The 18556-nt window shown below is 69.1% G+C and carries 21 protein-coding genes; 4 read left to right on the forward strand and 17 right to left on the reverse strand.

Annotated features, from left to right (window positions below; all coding sequences use genetic code 11):
* Positions 1 to 25 precede the first annotated feature (25 nt).
* Both ACXC9Q_RS36375 and ACXC9Q_RS36380 read left to right on the forward strand, forming a co-directional pair.
* A complete protein-coding gene (locus ACXC9Q_RS36375) occupies positions 26 to 823 on the forward strand; it encodes an SGNH/GDSL hydrolase family protein (protein WP_457061185.1) in 798 nt (265 codons plus the stop codon).
* Positions 820 to 1404 carry a GNAT family N-acetyltransferase gene (locus tag ACXC9Q_RS36380; RefSeq protein WP_457061186.1) on the forward strand — a complete coding sequence of 195 codons (585 nt, stop codon included), beginning with the start codon at positions 820 to 822 and terminating at the stop codon, positions 1402 to 1404. The genes ACXC9Q_RS36375 and ACXC9Q_RS36380 overlap by 4 nt, the downstream gene beginning before the upstream one ends.
* 1 nt (position 1405) lies before the next feature.
* Here the strand turns inward: ACXC9Q_RS36380 and ACXC9Q_RS36385 are convergent, their stop codons facing one another.
* The 3 genes from ACXC9Q_RS36385 to ACXC9Q_RS36395 form a co-directional block, all read right to left on the reverse strand.
* Positions 1406 to 2200 (reverse strand): GNAT family N-acetyltransferase, encoded by a 795-nt coding sequence (locus tag ACXC9Q_RS36385; protein ID WP_457061187.1) that lies wholly within the window; start codon positions 2198 to 2200, stop codon positions 1406 to 1408.
* A gap of 140 nt (positions 2201 to 2340) precedes the next feature.
* Positions 2341 to 2523, reverse strand: coding sequence for a hypothetical protein (locus ACXC9Q_RS36390; RefSeq protein ID WP_457061188.1), 183 nt, complete (start codon positions 2521 to 2523; stop codon positions 2341 to 2343).
* Between the two features lie 79 nt (positions 2524 to 2602).
* Positions 2603 to 3100 carry a MarR family winged helix-turn-helix transcriptional regulator gene (locus ACXC9Q_RS36395; RefSeq protein WP_457061189.1) on the reverse strand — a complete coding sequence of 166 codons (498 nt, stop codon included), beginning with the start codon at positions 3098 to 3100 and terminating at the stop codon, positions 2603 to 2605.
* A gap of 99 nt (positions 3101 to 3199) precedes the next feature.
* On the opposite strand from ACXC9Q_RS36395, the gene ACXC9Q_RS36400 reads away from it, so the two are divergent.
* Positions 3200 to 4084, forward strand: a complete 885-nt coding sequence (locus ACXC9Q_RS36400) for a hypothetical protein (RefSeq protein ID WP_457061190.1) — start codon at positions 3200 to 3202, stop codon at positions 4082 to 4084.
* On the opposite strand, the gene ACXC9Q_RS36405 is transcribed toward ACXC9Q_RS36400, so the two are convergent.
* From ACXC9Q_RS36405 to ACXC9Q_RS36435, 7 genes are read right to left on the reverse strand one after another with little or no spacing between them, the layout of a single operon-like run.
* Positions 4056 to 4805, reverse strand: a complete 750-nt coding sequence (locus ACXC9Q_RS36405; protein ID WP_457061191.1) for a YqjF family protein — start codon at positions 4803 to 4805, stop codon at positions 4056 to 4058. The two genes, ACXC9Q_RS36400 and ACXC9Q_RS36405, sit on opposite strands and share 29 nt — an antisense overlap.
* Before the next feature lie 40 nt (positions 4806 to 4845).
* A complete protein-coding gene (locus ACXC9Q_RS36410; protein ID WP_457061192.1) occupies positions 4846 to 5166 on the reverse strand; it encodes a hypothetical protein in 321 nt (106 codons plus the stop codon).
* Between the two features lie 24 nt (positions 5167 to 5190).
* Complete coding sequence (locus tag ACXC9Q_RS36415; RefSeq protein ID WP_457061193.1) at positions 5191 to 5682, reverse strand: RidA family protein; 492 nt, start codon at positions 5680 to 5682, stop codon at positions 5191 to 5193.
* Positions 5658 to 6389, reverse strand: a complete 732-nt coding sequence (locus ACXC9Q_RS36420; protein WP_457061194.1) for an aspartate/glutamate racemase family protein — start codon at positions 6387 to 6389, stop codon at positions 5658 to 5660. Before ACXC9Q_RS36420 ends, ACXC9Q_RS36415 begins: the two co-directional genes overlap by 25 nt.
* The gene (locus tag ACXC9Q_RS36425) at positions 6386 to 7249 is read right to left on the reverse strand and encodes a 2-keto-4-pentenoate hydratase (RefSeq protein ID WP_457061195.1); all 864 of its coding nucleotides are present in this window, start codon (positions 7247 to 7249) and stop codon (positions 6386 to 6388) included. Before ACXC9Q_RS36425 ends, ACXC9Q_RS36420 begins: the two co-directional genes overlap by 4 nt.
* Positions 7246 to 8256, reverse strand: coding sequence for a 4-hydroxy-2-oxovalerate aldolase (dmpG, locus tag ACXC9Q_RS36430; protein ID WP_457061196.1), 1011 nt, complete (start codon positions 8254 to 8256; stop codon positions 7246 to 7248). Before dmpG ends, ACXC9Q_RS36425 begins: the two co-directional genes overlap by 4 nt.
* Entirely contained in the window at positions 8253 to 9140 is an 888-nt protein-coding gene (locus ACXC9Q_RS36435) for an acetaldehyde dehydrogenase (acetylating) (protein WP_457061197.1), read from the reverse strand. Before ACXC9Q_RS36435 ends, dmpG begins: the two co-directional genes overlap by 4 nt.
* 96 nt (positions 9141 to 9236) lie before the next feature.
* Here ACXC9Q_RS36435 and ACXC9Q_RS36440 point away from each other — a divergent pair, with 96 nt between their 5' ends.
* Complete coding sequence (locus tag ACXC9Q_RS36440; RefSeq protein WP_457061198.1) at positions 9237 to 10181, forward strand: LysR family transcriptional regulator; 945 nt, start codon at positions 9237 to 9239, stop codon at positions 10179 to 10181.
* A gap of 31 nt (positions 10182 to 10212) precedes the next feature.
* Here the strand turns inward: ACXC9Q_RS36440 and ACXC9Q_RS36445 are convergent, their stop codons facing one another.
* Genes ACXC9Q_RS36445 through ACXC9Q_RS36475 form a run of 7 tightly spaced genes read right to left on the reverse strand, consistent with a single transcriptional unit; the run spans position 10213 to position 18481 of the window.
* Entirely contained in the window at positions 10213 to 11214 is a 1002-nt protein-coding gene (locus ACXC9Q_RS36445; protein ID WP_457061199.1) for a sugar phosphate isomerase/epimerase family protein, read from the reverse strand.
* A gap of 21 nt (positions 11215 to 11235) precedes the next feature.
* Positions 11236 to 12396 carry a xylose isomerase gene (xylA, locus tag ACXC9Q_RS36450; RefSeq protein ID WP_457061200.1) on the reverse strand — a complete coding sequence of 387 codons (1161 nt, stop codon included), beginning with the start codon at positions 12394 to 12396 and terminating at the stop codon, positions 11236 to 11238.
* Positions 12393 to 13556 carry a Gfo/Idh/MocA family protein gene (locus ACXC9Q_RS36455; protein WP_457061201.1) on the reverse strand — a complete coding sequence of 388 codons (1164 nt, stop codon included), beginning with the start codon at positions 13554 to 13556 and terminating at the stop codon, positions 12393 to 12395. The genes xylA and ACXC9Q_RS36455 overlap by 4 nt, the downstream gene beginning before the upstream one ends.
* A gap of 21 nt (positions 13557 to 13577) precedes the next feature.
* Positions 13578 to 14621, reverse strand: coding sequence for a substrate-binding domain-containing protein (locus ACXC9Q_RS36460; protein ID WP_457061202.1), 1044 nt, complete (start codon positions 14619 to 14621; stop codon positions 13578 to 13580).
* 16 nt (positions 14622 to 14637) lie between these two features.
* The gene (locus tag ACXC9Q_RS36465; RefSeq protein WP_457061203.1) at positions 14638 to 15672 is read right to left on the reverse strand and encodes an ABC transporter permease; all 1035 of its coding nucleotides are present in this window, start codon (positions 15670 to 15672) and stop codon (positions 14638 to 14640) included.
* The gene (locus ACXC9Q_RS36470) at positions 15669 to 17171 is read right to left on the reverse strand and encodes a sugar ABC transporter ATP-binding protein (RefSeq protein WP_457061204.1); all 1503 of its coding nucleotides are present in this window, start codon (positions 17169 to 17171) and stop codon (positions 15669 to 15671) included. The genes ACXC9Q_RS36465 and ACXC9Q_RS36470 overlap by 4 nt, the downstream gene beginning before the upstream one ends.
* Positions 17168 to 18481 carry an ROK family protein gene (locus ACXC9Q_RS36475; protein WP_457061205.1) on the reverse strand — a complete coding sequence of 438 codons (1314 nt, stop codon included), beginning with the start codon at positions 18479 to 18481 and terminating at the stop codon, positions 17168 to 17170. The genes ACXC9Q_RS36470 and ACXC9Q_RS36475 overlap by 4 nt, the downstream gene beginning before the upstream one ends.
* Positions 18482 to 18556: the final 75 nt, after the last annotated feature.

Genomic DNA, 18556 nt, shown 5'->3' on the forward strand with positions numbered 1-18556 from the left:
CCGCCGCCCCGGTTATCGTGGTCCGGTGATCTCTCCCGGCAGCCGCTACGTCGCCCTCGGAAGTTCGTTCGCCTCCGGTCCGGGGATCGACCCGATCGTGTCTGCCCCGGCGGGCCGATCGGGCAACAACTATGCACACCTGATCGCGGCGGAGCTCGGGCTGGAGCTGACTGACGTCACGTACTCCGGCGCGACCACCGCGCACCTCCTCGACACCCGGCAGGACGAGGCCGCCCCGCAGCTCGAGGCCGTCACCCCGGAGACGGCGCTCGTCACGATCACTGTCGGCGGCAACGATCTCGACTACGTCGGGACGTTCATCCGCGGCAGCTACCTGAACCTGCTGGCCAAGCCTGCCACCATCTTCGGCCGGCGCGTCGCGAACCGGATCCGGGCGCGGGTCAGCTACCTCAAGGACGACGCGGCGTACCAGGCCGTCACGGATTCCCTCGTCGCCGTGGTCGAGCGCGTGCGGGAGCGTGCGCCGGACGCCCAGGTCGTGCTCGTCGATTACCTCACCCTCGTCGGGCCGAGCACTCGTCCGCGTCGCGACGTACCGCTGAACGAGGAACAACTGCCGAGCGTCGCCCTGATGGCCGACGGCCTGGCCGCGGCGTTCGCGAAGGCTGCGGCCAGCACGGGCGCCCTGCTGATCACGGCCTCGGCCGCGAGCCGCGACCATGGCATCGGCTCACCCGAGCCGTGGACGACCGGGTTCAGTCGTGGCCCGCTCGGCCGCCTCCGCGGCTTCGTCCCGTACCACCCGAACGCGGCCGGCATGCGCGCCGTCGCCGACCTGATCGTGCACACGCTCCGATCATGACCGAAAAGGTGCGCCAGGCAACGACCTCCGACATCGACGCGGCGGTCCGGACCCTGACGCAGGCGTTCGAGGACTACCCGATGACCCGGGCCGGGCTCGACCCCGACGATTACCTCACCCGGCTCTCGCAGTACAACCGCCACTTCCTCACCGGCATCGGCATCCCGCACGGCCGGGTCTGGGTCACCGACGACGTCAGCGCCGTCGCCATCTGGACGACGCCCGCCACTCCCCCGAATGCCATGGCCCAGCTCGCCGACGCCTTCAACGAACTCGCCGGATCACGCGCGGCCGTCGCCGCGGAGTACGGCCAGGCGATGGGCATCTTCCGCCCGCGCACTCCGCTCTGGCTCCTCGCCATCCTCGGCGTCGCCCCCGACCGGCAGCACCAGGGTCTGGGCCGAGCCGTCGTCGCGCCCGGCCTGGCCGCCGCGGACCGCGAGCACTTACCGGCGTACCTCGAGACCCAGGACCCCGCGAACCTCTCGTTCTACGAGTCTCTGGGCTTCACCACGATCGCCGAACTGGAACTCCCCCACAACGGCCCGATGCACTACGCCCTCTACCGCCCACCCAGCTGACTCACGGGGTGTAGACGTACGGCGTCGTGGTGGTGACCGCGAGGAAGCCGAGGCGCTGCAGGATCGGGGAACTGTCGTCGGACGCGTCCACGTGGAGGTATTTGTAGCCGAGCTCCACCGCGCGGGCGGCGCGGACCGCGACGAGGGCTTTGTAGATGCCCTTGCCACGCCACTCCGCGAGCGTCGAGCCACCCCACAGACCGGTGAACTCGGTGCCCTTCTTGTAGACCGCCCACGCCGCGGAGACGACGTCGCCGTCCGCCTCGGCCACGTAGATGTCGGTCAGCCCGGTCGCGTGACGGCGGACCAGATCGTCGGTGAGCCAGGACCAGTCGTCGTTCCAGACGGTCGACTCCATCGCCGCGATGCGCTCGAAGTCGGCGTGGTCGTTCACCAGACCGATGGTGATGCCGTCGACGGACGTGCGCCCGCGCAGCCGCTCGACGATGTCCGCGCTCTCCGCGACCAGGACGGTCTCCTGCTCCTCGGGCTCGAACCCGGCCGCACGCAGCCGCTCCGGCAGATCCGCCGGCAGGTCGTGACCGCGCAGCTTCCACTCGACCGACTGGCCCTTGGCCGCGAAGTAGTCCCGCTGGCGGGCGATCAGCGCTTCGACCTCGGCGCTGTCGAGCCCCTCCAGCGATCGATAGCTGACGAACCCACGGTTCGGGTACTCGACCCGGATCACCGGCCCGTCCATGCTCGTCGGCACGTCCGCGCTCTCGCTCGTCCCACGCAACTGGTCGTCGTACACCGCCAGCAACTGCCGGGCCTGCTCACTCTTCGCATCAGTCACGGGAGGACTCTTCCACGACTCCCCGGAATCCGCCCCGTATTTCACTCTGGTGAAATACCAGCCCGTCACCGCGTGGCTAGCCTCGCCACTCCTTCAGCCGAGCCCCACCACCAGTGACCACCGGCTCCCGCCGGTGCGGCTCACCGCGTGGCGATCCTCGCCACTCCCTGCAGCCGGCTCCGCCACCATCCGTGCGCACGCTCCGGCTGCGGACGCTCCGCACCCCGCCGGCCGCGCCCGACCCGGTCACTCAGCCCGTGCTTGTTCTTCGGCTTCTCGTTCGCGAAGTGACTCAGCGACACCATCAGGTTCAGCGGTTCCATCAGTCCGTCCTCCGATTCTCTGGTCCGTACAACCAGAGGTCGGAGCCGCGGACGCGATCTTGACATCCCGTGCTGTGAATCAGCCGTCGGATTTCTCGGTCGCCATGAGCAGCCGGCGGAGGAGCGCCTCGAGGCGGATGCGGTCGCTGGAGGAAACGCTGTGGATCAGGTCCTGTTCGACGTGCTGGATCTGGCCGATGCCGCGCTCCCAGATCTTGTGGCCGGACGGGGTGAGCGTGGCGACCACCTTGCGGCGGTCGTCGCGGTCGTGCGCGCGCTCGACATAGCCGCGGCGCTCGAGTGCGTCCAGGCGGTTGGTGAGGGCCGCCGCCGACATCCCCAACTGCTTGGCGAGCTCGCCCGGGGTCGCCTGGTACGGCGAACCGCCGCGGCGGAGCATGTGGAGCGTCTTGAACTCCCACCACTGCATCCCGAACTCCGCCAGCACCGCGTCCCGATGCCGATCCAGGTAGCGCGCCAGCGCCTGCAGCCGGACCGCGATGCCCTCGACCCGGCGATCGAGCTCCGGCCACTCCGCGGACCAGAGGTCGACATGGTCATCCACCCAATCCTTCACCCGTCCAACTTTTCATCCACTGAAGGTTAGTTGTCAAATATTTCGACGTCGAAATACCCTGCTGCTCCACCGTCCAGCTCACCGTGAGGAGCCACTTCCATGACCCACCTCGCCGCCACCGCCATCACCACCGCCGCCACCCACCTCATGCGCGCCGGCCAATGGACCGCGGCCTCCCACCTCCTTCGCGCGACCCAACCCGACGACCCCGCCGAGCACCGCGCTCTCGCGCTGGCCCGCGCCGAGGTCGCCGTCGACCAAGACTTCGCCCAGCAGACAGACCACGCCCCCGCAGCGCTCACCGCACTCACCCAACTCCTCCACGAGTCAATTGATCCAACGATCACCTGGGACGCGGAGATGCTGCACCTGCGCAAGGCGTACGGCACCGAACTCGCCCGCGCAGACGAGCCAGCCGATGCCGACCAAGGCAACCAGGCGCTCGCCACAGGTCCAGAAGGCCGCGACCAGACGGTCGCCATCGGATCGGATGGGGGCGACGTCAGGTCGGCTGGCCGCGACCGGACCACCGCCACGGCTTTGGGCGGGCAAGCTGAGCGTCTTCGGGACGAGGCGCCTGACGATGGTCGGCGTGGGATGGCTTCGTTCTATGCCGGTGTTATTGCCGACAATCTGCAGGGCGCGCCCGAGGCCGCGTTCGCCCACTTCGCGGCCGCGCTGGAGCTTGGCGAGAAGAGGGGCGACGAGCTGCTCGCCTCGCTCGCACTGCGGCATCTCGGGGATCACGCTCATACTGCCGAGGATCTCGTGCTTGCGCGGGAGCAGTGGGAGCGGTCGACGGAGCTCCGGCAGAAGGTCGGGCATCTGCTGGGTGCACTGGCTCAGCAAGCTCTGATCGCCGTACTGCTTCGGGATGAAGGGGACCTCGCCGGATCCCGGGCGCTCGCGACGGAGGTCAACCGCTGGGCCAGGCAGGTCGAACTCCCGTTCCTCGTCAGCCAGACGGATGCCCTGCTGAAGTAGCCCTCACCGGCAGGCCGAACTCGGCAGGCACGCCTGGACTGAAGGCGACATGATCGGGCGGTCGGCCCGGCGCGGTCAGGCCGACCGAGGTCAGGACGTCGTCGGCATCCAGCGCAACAAGCTCGGCGGTGTGGAGGATCCAGGGTGGGTGTTGGTTGGGGAGGTACCAGGTGCGGCCGGCGCGGTGGGTGTGAAGGGCCCAGCGGGCGGTGAGGAAGTGTTCGAGCGGCCCGAGTGCCAGGCGAGCGCCGACCTCGACGTCGATCGTCGCCCCCGCCTGGACGCCGGGCCAGCGGAGAGTCGACGTGTAGGTGTGGTGGTTGCCGTCGCGGTTGTGCGTCATCCGAGCCCAGCGGTATGGCAGGCCGAAGACGGTGCGAGCCGCGGTGACGACAGCCAGGCGGTTCGCGTCGAGGCTGAGGAAGACGACACCGCGCCGACCGGCCTCGTCGACGGAGTACAGGCGGACGTTGGTCTCCAGGAACGTGCTCACATACGGTACGGCGGGACCGTGCGGCAGCCCGGTGTCGACCATCCGGAACGGCACGAGGCCGACGTACGTGCGTCCCTCGAAGGTGTCGGGACGGGTGCCCGCCGGGAAGAAATGCGCGACGTCAGCCGGTTCGACGGCCCAGTGCAGGAACGTCAGATCGAGCCACCGCTGCCGCAGGATCCGCGGCCGCCGCAGCTCCGGCGCCGCCGGCCAGATCGCGTCGGCCATCAGTCGGCAGACCGCAGGTCCCTACGTCGCGGGCTCGCCATCAGTCGGCGGTCGGGCGGACCTCGCACGTCGGGCGCCCGTCGTTCAGCGCGCAGACGATGTACGGCGTAGCGCCGTCGTCGGCCGGTCGCCACGGCATCACGGCGTCACCGCTCAGCAGCGTGTCGAGTGTCTGCAGCTCTGGATCACGCTGCTCGGCGTGATGCCGATACCCGGCCGCGCCGAGCGCCAGCGCGATCGCCATCCCGAGGAGGTTCACCTCGGTCGGCTCCTCCGGCGTGACCGAACCCTCCGCGGGCTCCAGCTTGATGCCGTGATCCGGGACCTCGACGATCCGCGCGACGTACCTGCCAGAAGTCATGCCACTGAGCGTAGCCCCCAGAGGTCAGCGGGCGGCGTCCAGCGTGAGGATCAGTTCCACCTCAACAGGGGCGTCCAGCGGGAGTGACACCACACCGACTGCGGTGCGAACGGGCAGGCCTGCGTCGGGGAACGCCGCCGCGATGACTCGTGAAGCGCCGTCGGCAACCGATACATAGTCGGTGAAGGTCGGCGTACCGGCGACGAAGACGCGCAGTGAGACACAGCCGCGGGCTTCGGCCAGGTCGATCACCTCGGCCGCCGCCGCGAGGGCGTTCAGGGCGGCCGCCTGTGCGCACAATGCTGCGACGCCGGGCTCGACCTCCTGGCCGACCTTGCCTTGGGCAAGCAGTCGCCCATCGGCCAGCGGGACCTGGCCGGAGGTGAACAGCAAGCCCCTGTCGAGGGCGGCGGACCGATACTCCCCGGCGGGCCTGGGTGGGTGCGGGGGCAGCTCCAAACCAGCTCTGGCGAGGTGGTCCTGTGGCCGGTTCACCCGAACGCGCCCCCACTCCACACCGGAAGCGGCCTGCGCCCGAGCGCCACTTCGGCAGCCGCACGGCCGAGGAGGCGGGTCGAGTCCAAGACGGGGATCGGGGAGGTGGAGGAGTCGATCTCCGTGCACACAGCGGCAACCGCGTCGCAGCCTTCCTCGGCCTGCATCCGCTCGGCGATGCCGTGGAAGGTACTCCGCACGCTCTCCGGCACCCGCCCGTAGACGAGCTCGGTGAAGATCGCGTCGTGGATGCGTTCGCGCTCGGCCTCCGCCGGGATCACCGCAGTGATGCCACGCTTGGCCAGTTCGCGCGGATAGAGGGGACCATTCATCGTGAAGCGCGTACCCAGGATCGCGACTCGCTGGTAGCCGGCCGCCTGGGCGGCGTCGGCGACGACGTCGACGATGTGCAAGCCCGGAAGCGGAAACTCCGGCCCGGCGGCCTCGAGCGCCAGGTGCGCGGTGTTGTCGGGGCAGACGAAGAACTCCGCGTCGGCCTTCGCGAGTCTCTCGGCGCTGGTGAGGAGAACGGCCCGCACCGTTGCGAGATCGCCCGCCTCCCAGGCGGGCATCACTCGTTCGAAGGAGATGCAGTCCATCGTGATGTCAGGATGCTGGGGCTGCCCGAGCTTCGCGCTGTGGCGGGCGACCTCGGTCCAGCACAACGCCGCGCCTTCGATCGTGTGGCCGAGGACACCGACGTGGGAGGCAGTGATTGGCACGCTCATGATCCGGAGCCCTTCCGCGCTTGTGTGTCGAACGAGATGTCGTGAGTTGGTGTCGCGGCGGAACGGGTCACCGGGAGTTGCAGGTTACCCAACTGCCCGAAGTCCGCGGTGATCGAATCACCGGCTTCGACGCGAACAGCCCGCGTCATCGCGCCGGACAGGATGAGATGGCCGGCCCCGAGCCGGACGCCTCGGCGCCCCAGCTCGTTGGCGAGCCAGGCAACGGCCTCGGCGGGATGACCGAGAACGTCCCGCCCGGTGCCGCTGGCACGCTCGACCCCGTTGACCAGGAGGGTGCAGGTGACGTCGGTGAGCGTGATGCTGCCCGGGGAGTGCCGGCTCGCACCGAGGTAGACGCCGCCCGAGGAGGCGTTGTCCGCGACGGTGTCGACGATGGTCAGTTCCCAGTTGCTGATCCGGGAATCTACGACTTCGATGAGCGGTACGACGTACGCCGTGGCGGCGAGGACATCGTCGGCGGTGACGCCACTACTGGGCAGGTCAGCGGCAAGGACGAACCCGAGCTCGGGCTCTACCAAGGGCGCGACGTATCCGGCCCGGTCCAGCTCCGCCGACGGCCGATGGATCGAACTGGCCATGACGTGCCCGAAGTCCGGCTCGTGGACTCCCATCTGCTGCTGCATCGCCTCGGCCACCAGGCCGATCTTGAATCCGGCGATCGTGTCGCCGTCGAGGAGCCATTGATCGACCTGGTGAGACTGGATGTCGTAGGCATCGTCGATGTCGAGCGCCGGGTGCGTTCTGGAGATCGGCGGCATCGGCAGGCGTCCGCGCCGGGCCGTCAGTAGCTCCTGGGCGATCTGACTCGCCGCCTGGTGATCGCGCGACGCCACTGTCATCGGGAGGCCTCTCGCCGGCCGGCCAACTCGGCCGCGACGTCGATGATCATGTCCTCTTGACCGCCGATGATGTTGCGTCGGCCCAGTTCCAGCAGGATGTCACGCACGGGTGTGCCGAACTTGGCGGCGGCGCGTTTCGTGGGGTGGAAGAAGGTGGAGTAGACACCGGCGTAGCCGATCAGAAGCGCGGCCTCGTCGATGATCTGGGGAGCCTTCATGCAGGCCGCGACCACCTGCTCGGCGAGTTCGGCGAGGGCGAAGGCGTCGACGTCCAGCTGGAAGCCCGACCGGTCGAGCGCTACCGCCAGCACTTCCGTCTGCGCGTTCCCCGCGCTGGCGCCGAGCCCGCGCAGCGAGCCGTCGATGTAGGTCGCTCCGTTCTCGGCGGCGGCGAGCGAGTTCCCGATCGCGAGACCGAGATTGTTGTGAGCGTGAAAACCCACCGGGATGTCGAGAGCGCCGCGCAGGGCCGCGACGCGGGCCGCCGCCTGAGTGGGGACCAGGGCTCCCGCCGAGTCGACGACGTACACGGCCTGCGCGCCGTAACTCTCGAGCTTGGATGCCTGCCGCGCCAGCTCAGCCGGCTCGATCTTGTGACTCATCATCAGGAAGCACATGGCGGTGAGACCATCCTGGCGGGCCCGTTTCACGGCCTGCTCCGCGCAGTCGGCCTCGGTGCAGTGGACCGCCACCCGCAGCGTGGTGGCTCCGGCCTGCTCGATGTCCTCGAGGTCGGCAAAGGTCGAGATGCCGGGGACGTAGAGGGCGGCGATCGACGCTCCGTCAGCCGCCTGGACAGCGGCCTCGACGTACTCCTTGTCAGTGGCGGCAGCACGACCGTACTGCAGCGACGAACCGCCGATGCCGACACCGTGGGCGACCTCGATGGTCCGGACGCCGGCCCGGGCGAGGCCGCCGGCGATCGCCGCGACCTGGTCTGTGGTGAACTGGTGCGAGACGCTGCTCATGCCATCGCGCAGGCTCGTGTCCACGAGGTGCAAGGTCATCCCACGGTCTCCTTCCGCTCGGATCGGGTGCGGGCGATTCCGTCCGCGACCGCGGCAGCCGCGGCGGTGATGATGTCCAGGTTTCCGGCATAGCGAGGCAGATAGTCGCCGGCACCCTCGACGTTGACCATGCACGTGACGACGTCGCGGTCGACGTCGAGCAGTTGCAGTTCATAACCGGGGACGTACGTCGCCACCGAAGCGACCATCGCCGTCACGGCGGCCTCGATCGCGGATTCGTCCGCGTCGGTCACGGAGGCGTAGACGGTAGCCCGCATCGTCATCGCGGGCTCCGCCGGGTTGATGACCGAGATCGCCTTCGCACGCGGAATGCCGACCACGGTCCGCAGGGCGTCCGCCGTCTTGAGGCAGAACTCGCTGAGGTTCTGCCGGGTCCCGGGTCCGGCCGACGCGGAGGCGATCGAGGCGACGATCTCGCCGTACGTCACGTTCGCCGCGGACTTGATCGCGGCGAGCATGGGGATGGTCGCCTGCCCGGCGCAACTCACGAGATTCACGTTCGGGGCATCAAGGTGATCGTCGAGGTTGACGGCCGGGATCACGGCAGGCCCGACACCGGCCGGCGTCAGGTCGATCGCCGTGATACCGGCGGCGGCATAGCGGGGCGCGTTCGCCGCGTGAACGGCGGCCGAGGTCGCCTCGAACACGATGTCGGGCAGTTCAGACTGGCCGAGCAGCCAGTTCACGCCCTCCGCGGTCGTTTCCAGGCCGGCATCGCGGGCGCGGGCCAAGCCGGCGCTCTCGGGATCGATTCCCACCATCCATCGAGGTTCGATCTGTCGCGAGCGCAGCAGCTTGAACATCAGGTCCGTACCGATGTTTCCCGAGCCGACGATCGCGGCGGTCAAGGTCTTCGTAGTCACCGTATGTCGCTTCCCTCCGGCGTGGCGGTGGTCGGTACGAGGATGCGGGGCCGCGCCCGCGCTCGCGAGCAAAAGGCATGACTTAGCATCTGAGTCATGCCTTACGCCTATACCCTTCGCCTGCTGTCCTACGTGTGCGCGATCGCCGACGAGGGATCGATCACCGCGGCGGCGGATCGGCTCACCATCAGCCAGCCGTCGCTGACCAGACAGGTTCGCGACCTCGAGCGGCGGCTTGGCGTGGCGCTGCTGGACCGGACGCCTCGAGGGGTCACGCTGACCGCCGCCGGGGACGTGTTCGTCGCACGGGCGGCCGACATTCTCCGCAGTGTCGACAACCTCGACGCCGAGGTCCGCGCCGTCGCCCGCGGGCACGCCGGACGTCTCCGGATCGGCTTTGTCGGATCGGCCATCAATGGACCGTTGGGTCCGGCGATCGCGCGGCTGCGCAGCGAGATGCCAGAGGTCGAACTGCAGCTGCGGGAGTCCTTCGACGACATGTCGCTGATGGCGGAGATCAAGGCCGGCGACCTCGACCTCGCGGTGCACCGCCTCCCGATCAGGGCCCCGGAACTCCTGAGCATCCCCTGGGCGCAGGAGCCGTTGAGTGTCTTCCTTCCCGACAACTCTCCGCTGGCGGCCGACACCGCGCCGCTCGCATCAGAGGCGCTGAGGAACTTGGACCTGGTGATGTGGCCGCGCGAATCCGCGCCCCAGGCCTATGACGAGGTGATGGCCATCTACCAAGACCTCGGTACGGTCCCCCACTGCGTTGCGACCGCTCACACGGTGCAGGCGATTCTCGCGCTTGTCGCGGCCAGGGTCGGTGCGGCGTTGATGGCGCAGTCGTATCGCTCGCTCCGACGGGTCGGCGTACGGACCCGGCCGTTGGCCGACTACCACGTGACGCACTTCATCACGATTGCCAACGGCAACAGGTCGGCCGTTCTCGAGCGCTGTCTGACGATTCTTCAGCGGCAGCAGGCCCGGCAACTGACCGCGGCGGCCAGTTCGCCGCCCTGGAAGCCCCCGACCTTGTGATCAGGGACCTCCAGGACTTCTTCGCCAAGCTCTAGGACGAGAAGGCAGCGTCGAAGGACGCGGTGGGCGGGTCGAAGGCGAGCGAGCGGACGAACTGGACGGCTTCGGCTGCGCCGACCAGGCGGTCCATCCCGGCGTCCTCCCACTCCACCGAGATCGGGCCGGCGTACCCGATGGTGTTGAGCATCCGGAAGCAGGCCTCCCACGGGACGTCGCCGTGGCCGGTGGACACGAAGTCCCAGCCGCGGCGCGGGTCGCCCCAGGCGAGGTGCGAACCCATCCGGCCGTTGCGCCCGTTACCGACCTGGCGCTTCGCGTCCTTGCAGTCGACGTGGTAGATCCGGTCCTTGAAGTCCCACAGGAAGCCGACCGGGTCGAGGTCCTGCCAGACGAAGTGGGACGGGTCCCAGTTCAGCCCGAACGCCGGCCGGTGACCGATCGCGTCCAGGGTCGCCGTCGTCGACCAGTAGTCGTACGCGATCTCCGACGGGTGCACCTCGTGGGCGAACCGGACCCCGACCTCGTCGAAGACATCGAGGATCGGGTTCCACCGGTCGGCGAAGTCCTGGTACCCGGCCTCGATCATGGCCGGCGGCACCGGCGGGAACATCGCGACCGTCTTCCAGATCGACGACCCGGTGAAGCCGACGACCACGTCGACGCCGAGCGCGCGGGCGGCGCGGGCCGTCGTCTTCATCTCCTCGGCGGCGCGCTGCCGGACGCCTTCGGGTTCGCCGTCGGCCCAGATGTGCGCGGGCAGGATCGCCTGGTGCCGCTGGTCGATCGGGTCGTCGCAGACCGCCTGCCCGAGCAGGTGGTTCGAGATCGTCCAGACCTTCAGGTTGTGCTTCTCGAGGATGTCGAGGCGGTCGCGCACGTACGCCTCGTCCTCGGCGGCACGCCGTACGTCGAGATGGTCACCCCAGCAGGCGATCTCCAGGCCCTCGTACCCCCAGGACGACGCCAGCCGGGCCACCTCCTCGAACGGCAGGTCGGCCCACTGGCCGGTGAACAACGTGATCGGTCGAGCCATGTGGTCTACAGCCTCCCTTGCCTATCGGACACCCAACAGGTGCTCCATCGCCAATTGGTCCAGCTTCTCGAACCCGAGACCGCGGTCCGCCAGCGCCTCCCGGTCGTACTTCTCGCTGCGGAGTTCGGCCAGCGTCTCACCCTCGGCCAGCGTGGGCTCGGACAACTCCGCGACACGTGCGGCGGCAAGGGCCTCCGCGACCTCGGGGTCGGCACGAAACGCCCGCGCCTTGTCGCGCAGGATCAGGTAGTTCCGCATGCAGGCCCGTGCCGTCTCCCAGACGCCTTCCTCGTCCTCGGTCCGCGGCGGCTTGTAGTCGAAGTGGACGTACCCGTCGTACCCGGGCTGCCCTTCGGATCCCTGCAGGACGTCGACCGTCCAGAAGGCCTCGCGCAGGTTCCCGGCCCCGAACCGCAGGTCCTGGTCGAACCGCGGACCGTGCTGCCCGTTCAGGTCGATGTGGTACAGCTTCCCGTGCCACATCGCCTGCGCGATGCCGTGCGCGTAGTTCAGCGAGGCCATCTGCTCGTGCCCGACCTCGGGGTTGATGCCGACCAGCTCGGGATCCGCCAGATCGTTGATGAAGGCAATCGCGTGACCGATCGACGGCAGCAGGATGTCACCGCGCGGCTCGTTCGGCTTCGGCTCGATCGCGAAGCGGATGTTGTAGCCCTGTTCCCGCACGTACGCGCAGAGCAGGTCCATCGACTCCTTGTACCGATCGAGCGCGGCCCGCACGTTCTTCGAGCCGCCGGACTCGGCGCCCTCACGCCCACCCCAGAGCACGTACGTCGTCGCCCCCAGCTCGGCCGCGAGGTCGACGTTGCGGAGCACCTTCGCCAGGGCGTACCGCCGGACCTGGCGATCGTTCGCGGTCAGGCCGCCGTCCTTGAAGACGGGGTGGCTGAACAGGTTCGTGGTCATCATCTCGACGCCCAGGCCGGTGTCGGCCAGCGCCTTGGTGAACCGCTCGAGCACCTGACCGCGAGTGGCGTCGTCGGGTACGACGTCGTCGTCGTGGAACGTGACCGCGGCCGCGCCCAGCTCCGCGAGCTTCTCCACCGCGTGGACCGGGTCCATCGCGGGGCGGACCGCCGTACCGAAGACGTCGACGCCTTGCCAGCCGACGGTCCACAGACCGAAGGAGAACTTGTCGTCCTTGGTCGGGGTGTAGCTGTTCATTCGGGAATCTCCTGCCATTGTCGTGTCGTGGAACTGGATTCGACCGCGGCCAGCACACGCTGGACCTGCAGCCCGTCGGCGAACGACGGTGCCGGATCGGCTCCTTCGGCGATCGCGGTGACCAGGTCGACGACCTGATGGGTGAACCCGTGCTCGTAACCGAGCAGGTGGCCGGGCGGCCACCAGGCGGCGACGTACGGGTGGGCGGGTTCGGTGGCGAGGATGCGGCGGAAGCCTGCCGTCCTCGAGTCCTCGGTAGCGTCGTAGAAGTGCAGGAGGTTCATGTCCTCGAAGTCGAACGCGAGGCTGCCCAGGCTGCCGTTGATCTCGATCCGGATCGCGTTCTTGCGGCCGGTGGCGAAGCGCGTCGCCTCGAAGACGCCCAGCGCGCCGGAGCGGAAGGTGGCCAGGAACACGGCCGCGTCGTCGACGGTGACCGGTCCGCGTTCGGTGCCCGCCGTACCGGCCAGGCCGGAGTGCTCGGCGGCGACCGGGCGCTCCTTCACGAACGTCTCGAGCCGGGCGCTCACCTCACCGATGGTGTCTCCGGTGATGTACTGCGTCATGTCGATGATGTGCGCGCCGATGTCGCCGAGCGCGCCCGAGCCGGCCTTCTCCTTGTCCAGCCGCCACGACAGCGGCGCCTCCGGGTCGGCGATCCAGTCCTGCAGGTACTGCGCCCGGACGTGCCGGATGGTGCCGAGCTTGCCCTCGGCGACGAGCTGGCGAGCCAGCCCGATCGCCGGCACCCGGCGGTAGGTGAACCCGACCATCGACCTGATCCCGTTGGCCGCCGCTGCCTCGGCCGCGGCGGTCATCGCCTCGGCCTCCTCGACAGTGTTCGCCAGCGGCTTCTCGCACAGCACGTGCTTGCCCGCCTCCAGCGCGGCGATCGCGATCTCGGCGTGACTGTCGCCCGGCGTGCACACGTCGATCAGCTGGATGTCGTCGCGGCCGAGCAGCTTGCGCCAGTCGGTCTCGGTCTCCTTCCAGCCGAGCTTCGTCGCGGCCGCCTGGACGGCCTCGGCGTTGCGGCCGCAGAGCACCAACATCTCGGGGTCCAGGGGCAGGTCGAAGAAGCGCGGCGCGCTCCGCCAGGCCTGCGAGTGGGCCGCGCCCATGAACGCGTAGCCGATCAGGCCGATGCCCAGGTTCGTCATTGCTCTCCTCTAGCTCTCGTCTCAGCTCTCGAATGCGGTGGGCAGGTACTGGTCCACGTTGTCCTTGGTCACCACCGGCGCGTACAGCTGGACGGTGCGCGGCACCTCGACCTCCACCAGGTCGCCGAGGGCCTTCTTCTGCACCAGCAACCGGGCCAGCCGGATGCCGTCCGCGCCCTGCGTGGACGGGTAGATGACAGTGGCCTTCAGCAGCGAGTTGCCGGACTTGATGTCCCGCATCACGTTCGCCGAGCCGGCCCCGCCGACCACGAAGAACTCCTTGCGGCCGGAGTTCTTGATCGCGGCCATCACGCCGACACCCTGGTCGTCGTCGTGGTTCCAGATCGCGTCGATCTTCGGCGCCGCCTGCAGCAGGTTCGCCGCGGCCTTCTCACCGGACTCGACGGTGAACTCGGCGGCAACCCGGTTGCTGACCTTCAGGCCGCAGTCGGCCAGTGCTTCCTTGAATCCCTGGCTGCGGTCCTGAGTCAACGGCAGCGAGTCGATCCCGGCGATCTCCGCGACCACCGCGTCCTTCTTGCCCTTCAGTTGCTGGCAGATGTACGTGCCGGCCGACACACCCATGCCGTGGTTGTCGCCGAGCACCGTCGTACGGGCGGCGAACGGGCTGTCGAACTCGCGGTCCACGTTCACCACCGTAATACCGGCCTCCATCGCCTTGATCGCCACCGGGGTGAGCGCCGCGCCGTCGAAGGGCAGCAGCACGATCGCGTCCACCTTCTGGTTGATGAACGTCTCCACCTGGCTGATCTGCAGGTTCACGTCGTTCGTGCCCTCGGCGACGAGCAGCTCGACGTCGGAGTACTTCTTCGCCTCCGCCTGGGTCGCCTTGGTGATCGAACCCATCCAGCCGTGGTCGGCGGCCGGCGCGGAGAAGCCGATCCGGAGTTTCTTGCCGGGTTGTTCGTTCGTGCCTTGGGCCGCCTGGGTGGCGGCGGGCTCGGTCTTCTCGGCCTCGGGGGTGTTGCTGGTACAGGCGGTCACTGCGATGACGCCCAGACCGGCGATGACTGTGCCGATCAGTGTTCGGGAACGTGCGGACATCTTTGTCCTCCTTCTGCTATGAGCTGCTGCTGCGAGCCAAGCGCTGCTGGAGAAGGACGGCGATCACGATGATCAGGCCCTTCGCCACCGACTGGGCGGAGATGCTGAGGTTGTTCAGGGTGAAGACGTTGTTCAGGGTGGTGAAGATCAGTACGCCGAACACCGTGCCGACGATCGTGCCGCGGCCACCGGACAGCAGCGTGCCGCCGATCACCACGGCCGCGATCGCGTCGAGTTCGTACAACTGACCATGGGTCGAGCTGCCCGTCGTCGTCCGCGCCATCAGCATGACCGCGGCGATGCCGCAGCACAGCCCGCACAGGACGTAGAGGGCGACCGTGTGGCGTTGCACCTTGATGCCGGCCAGCCGGGCCGCCTCGCCGTTGCCGCCGACGGCGAACGTGCGGCGGCCGAAGGTGGTCCGGTTGAGCAAGACCCAGCCGGCCGCGGCGACCAGCAGGAAGATCCAGACCAGCACCGGTACGCCGAGCAGCGAGCCGCCGAAGAAGTCGACGAACGAGTTCACCGTGATGATCTGCGTCCGCCGATCCGAGATGATCTCGGCCAGACCGCGGGCCGCCGCCAGCATCGCCAGCGTCGCGATGAACGGAACCACCTTGCCGTAGGCAACCAACAGTCCGTTCACCAGACCACACGCGGCGCCGACAGCCAGCGCCGTGGTGACCATGACGATCCAGTGGTAGTCCGCGGCCAGTTGCTGGGTGGCCACCGTGGTCGCCCAGACCGAGGACAGTGCGACCATCGCGCCGACGGACAGGTCGATGCCGCCGCCGGTGATCACGAACGTCATGCCGACGCTGACCACGCCGATCACCGCGGCCAGCCGCAGGATCGTCAGCAGGTTGGCCCCGGTGGCGAAGGTGTCCCCGGCGGTGATCACGCCGACGATGCAGAGCAGGACCAGTGCCACCACCAGACCGAGGTTGCGACCGGCGCCTGTCCTCAGCAGGTTCGAAGAGCGTTGTGCTGCCGGCTGGGTGACGGTCGCCTGGTTCGAGGCAGTCTCCGAAGGTGCGATCTCCTCACTCACACAGCACTCCCTTCCATCACCAGGTCGAGGACCTGGTGCTCGTCGATGTCTTGCGCGGGCCCGGTATGGACGGCACGCCCCTCCCGCAGTACGACGACTCGGTCGGCGAGACCGAGCACTTCCTCGACCTCGCTGGAGACCAGCACGATCGCGACCCCGTTGGCGGCCAGCTTGCGGATCAACGCGTAGATCTCTGACCGCGCGCCGACGTCGACGCCGCGCGTCGGCTCGTCGAGCAGCAGCACGCGGCAGTCCCGCAGCAGCCAGCGGGCCAGCACGACCTTCTGCTGGTTGCCGCCGGACAGGTTGCGCACCGGCTGATCCACACCCGCCGGGCGGACATCCAGCGCCCTGGTGAGCTCCGCGGCGGCCTCCCGCTCGGCTCCCCTGTTCAGGAATCCGCCGCGGGCGAACCGCTGCAGGGTGGAGGCCGTGATGTTCTTGTACACGGCCTCGTCCAGCAGCAGGGCCTGGCTCTTCCGTTCTTCCGGTGCCAGCCCGATCCCGGCCTTCACGGCCGCCTGCACCCGGCCCGGCCGCAACTCCACGCCGTTCACCGTGACCGATCCGCTCGCGGCCCGGCGCGCGCCGTACACGGTCTCGAGTACTTCGGAACGCCCGGAGCCGACGAGTCCGGCCAGGCCGACGATCTCGCCCGCACGGACGGTGAACCCGATCCCGGCGAACTCACCCGGCCTGGTCAGGCCGTCCACCTCCAGCACGACGGGCGCCGTACTGAGGATCTCCTGGCGAGGCGGGAAGACGTACTCGATCGAGCGGCCGGTCATCAGCCGGATGAGTTCCTTGGTCGGCGTCTCGCGGGCGTCGAGGCCGGTGGCGACGGTGGCGCCGTCCTTCAGCACGGTGACGCGGTCGCCGATCTGGCGAATCTCCTCGAGGCGATGCGAGATGTAGACGACGGCCACGCCGCGCGTCGTGAGGCCGCGGATGACCCGGAACAGGTTCGCGACCTCTTCGGGATCGAGGACCGCGGACGGCTCGTCCATCACGATCAGGTGGGCGTCCCGCGACAGCGCCCGGGCCATGCTCACGACCTGCTGGCCGGCGGCCGGCAACGAACCGACCGCCCGGTGGACCGGGATCTCGCCGTGGCCGAGGCCCTGCAGGATCTCGCGGGCCCGGGTCGTCGCCTCATGCCGGCGGCTGAAGCCGTAGCGAGCCGGCTCGTGCCCCAGGAAGATGTTCTCGGCGACGGTCAGGTCCGGGACCAGGTCAAGCTCCTGGTAGATCGCCGCGATCCCGCGGTCGATCGCCGCGGTCGGGCTGTTGAGCTGGACCTCTTCACCGTTGATGTGGATCGTGCCGGCGTCGGGCTGGTGCGCGCCGGTCAGCACGCGGATCAACGTGGACTTGCCGGCGCCGTTCTGGCCGAGCAGGCAGTGCACCTCGCCGGCCCGGACATCGAGGTCGACGCCGTCGAGCGCCCGTACGCCGGGGAACTCCTTGACGATGCCGGTCATCGCGAGCAAGTCGGTCATTGCGCGACTCCCGTGGCCGTCCGGCCGATCACGGTCGGGTCGACGAAGACCTGGTCGAGCGAGATCTGCGCGCCACCACGCACCGCGGCGGCGAAGCCGAGATCGGACCGGATCACCCGGCAGCCGCCGCCGTCCGGCGCGATCACGCGGTCGCGGATCGCCTTCTCCAGTGGCTCTTTCAGCCACGGCCCGAGCACGGCGAAGTAACCGCCGAGCACGAGCACGTCCGGGTTCAGGATGTTCACCAGGATCGCTCCCCCAATCCCCAGCCAGATGCCGACGTCCTTCAGCGCGGACAGCGTCCGCGCGTCCCCCGCTTCGGCGCGCCGGGTGATCCCGGCCAGCCGTTGCTCCACGTCCAGCGACGGATCCCGGACCGGATCGTCCCGGTCCGTTGCCTTGTGCAACAGTGCGGTCAGCCCGACGACCGTCTCCCAGCAACCGGTCCGGCCGCAACCACAGGTCCGGCCGGGCGGTGCGACCGGCATGTGCCCGACCTCGCCGCTGTACCCGCGCCCGCCGCGGAGCAGATGCCCGCCCGCAACCACGCCGCCGCCGACACCCACCGCCCCGGTCAACAAGACGAGGTCATGCACCGGACCACCGGCGCCACCCTTGCCGACGCCGCCGTCCGTCCCGTCCTCGGTCCGCCGCAGCTCGGCATAGGCCGCCAGGGCAGCCAGATTCGCCTCGTTGTCCACGTGCAACGGGTACGTCGGCTCGCCCAGCCGGGCGCGCATCTCCTGAGCGACCGAGAGCTCAGCCCAGCCCAGGTTCGGAGCGAGCTTCAGGTCACCGGTCTCGCCTTCGACCAGACCGGGAACGGCGAGCGTCACACCGGCAAGCTGTCCACCGCGTGCGTCCGCGGCCGCGACCGCCTCACGGACCAGGCCCGCGAACCGGTCGAGCGTCGTACCCGGGTCGAGGTGGGCGACGTCGAGCGGGACCCGCTTCTCGAGGACGACGTTGCCGGCCAGGTCGAGCGCAGCGACGGCGAGATAGTCGACGTTGATCTCGGCGCCGACGCCGCAGACGCCGGTGCCGTCGAGCTCGACGAGCTGACCGGGGCGGCCGAGCGCGCGGGTGGAGTCGGCCGGGCCTTCGCGGAGCAGGCCACGCTCGACGAGCTCGGCGACCAGGCTGCTGACGGTCGCCTTGTTCAGGCCGGTGTCGGCGGCGATCCGGGCGCGCGATCGCGGGCCGAGGTCGCGAACGTGCCGGAGCACCACGGACAGGTTGTTGCGGCGGAGCGAGACGTGATCGGCAGCGACCCCACGGTTCCCCGGGCGACGACCGTCGGTCAGCGTCATCTGCCACCCCTCCCCGACTTTGTCTGTTGACCCAACAAACTAAGTTCACACGAGAATGGCGTCAAGGGTTTGCGA

The organism is Kribbella sp. CWNU-51 (genome assembly GCF_054073265.1).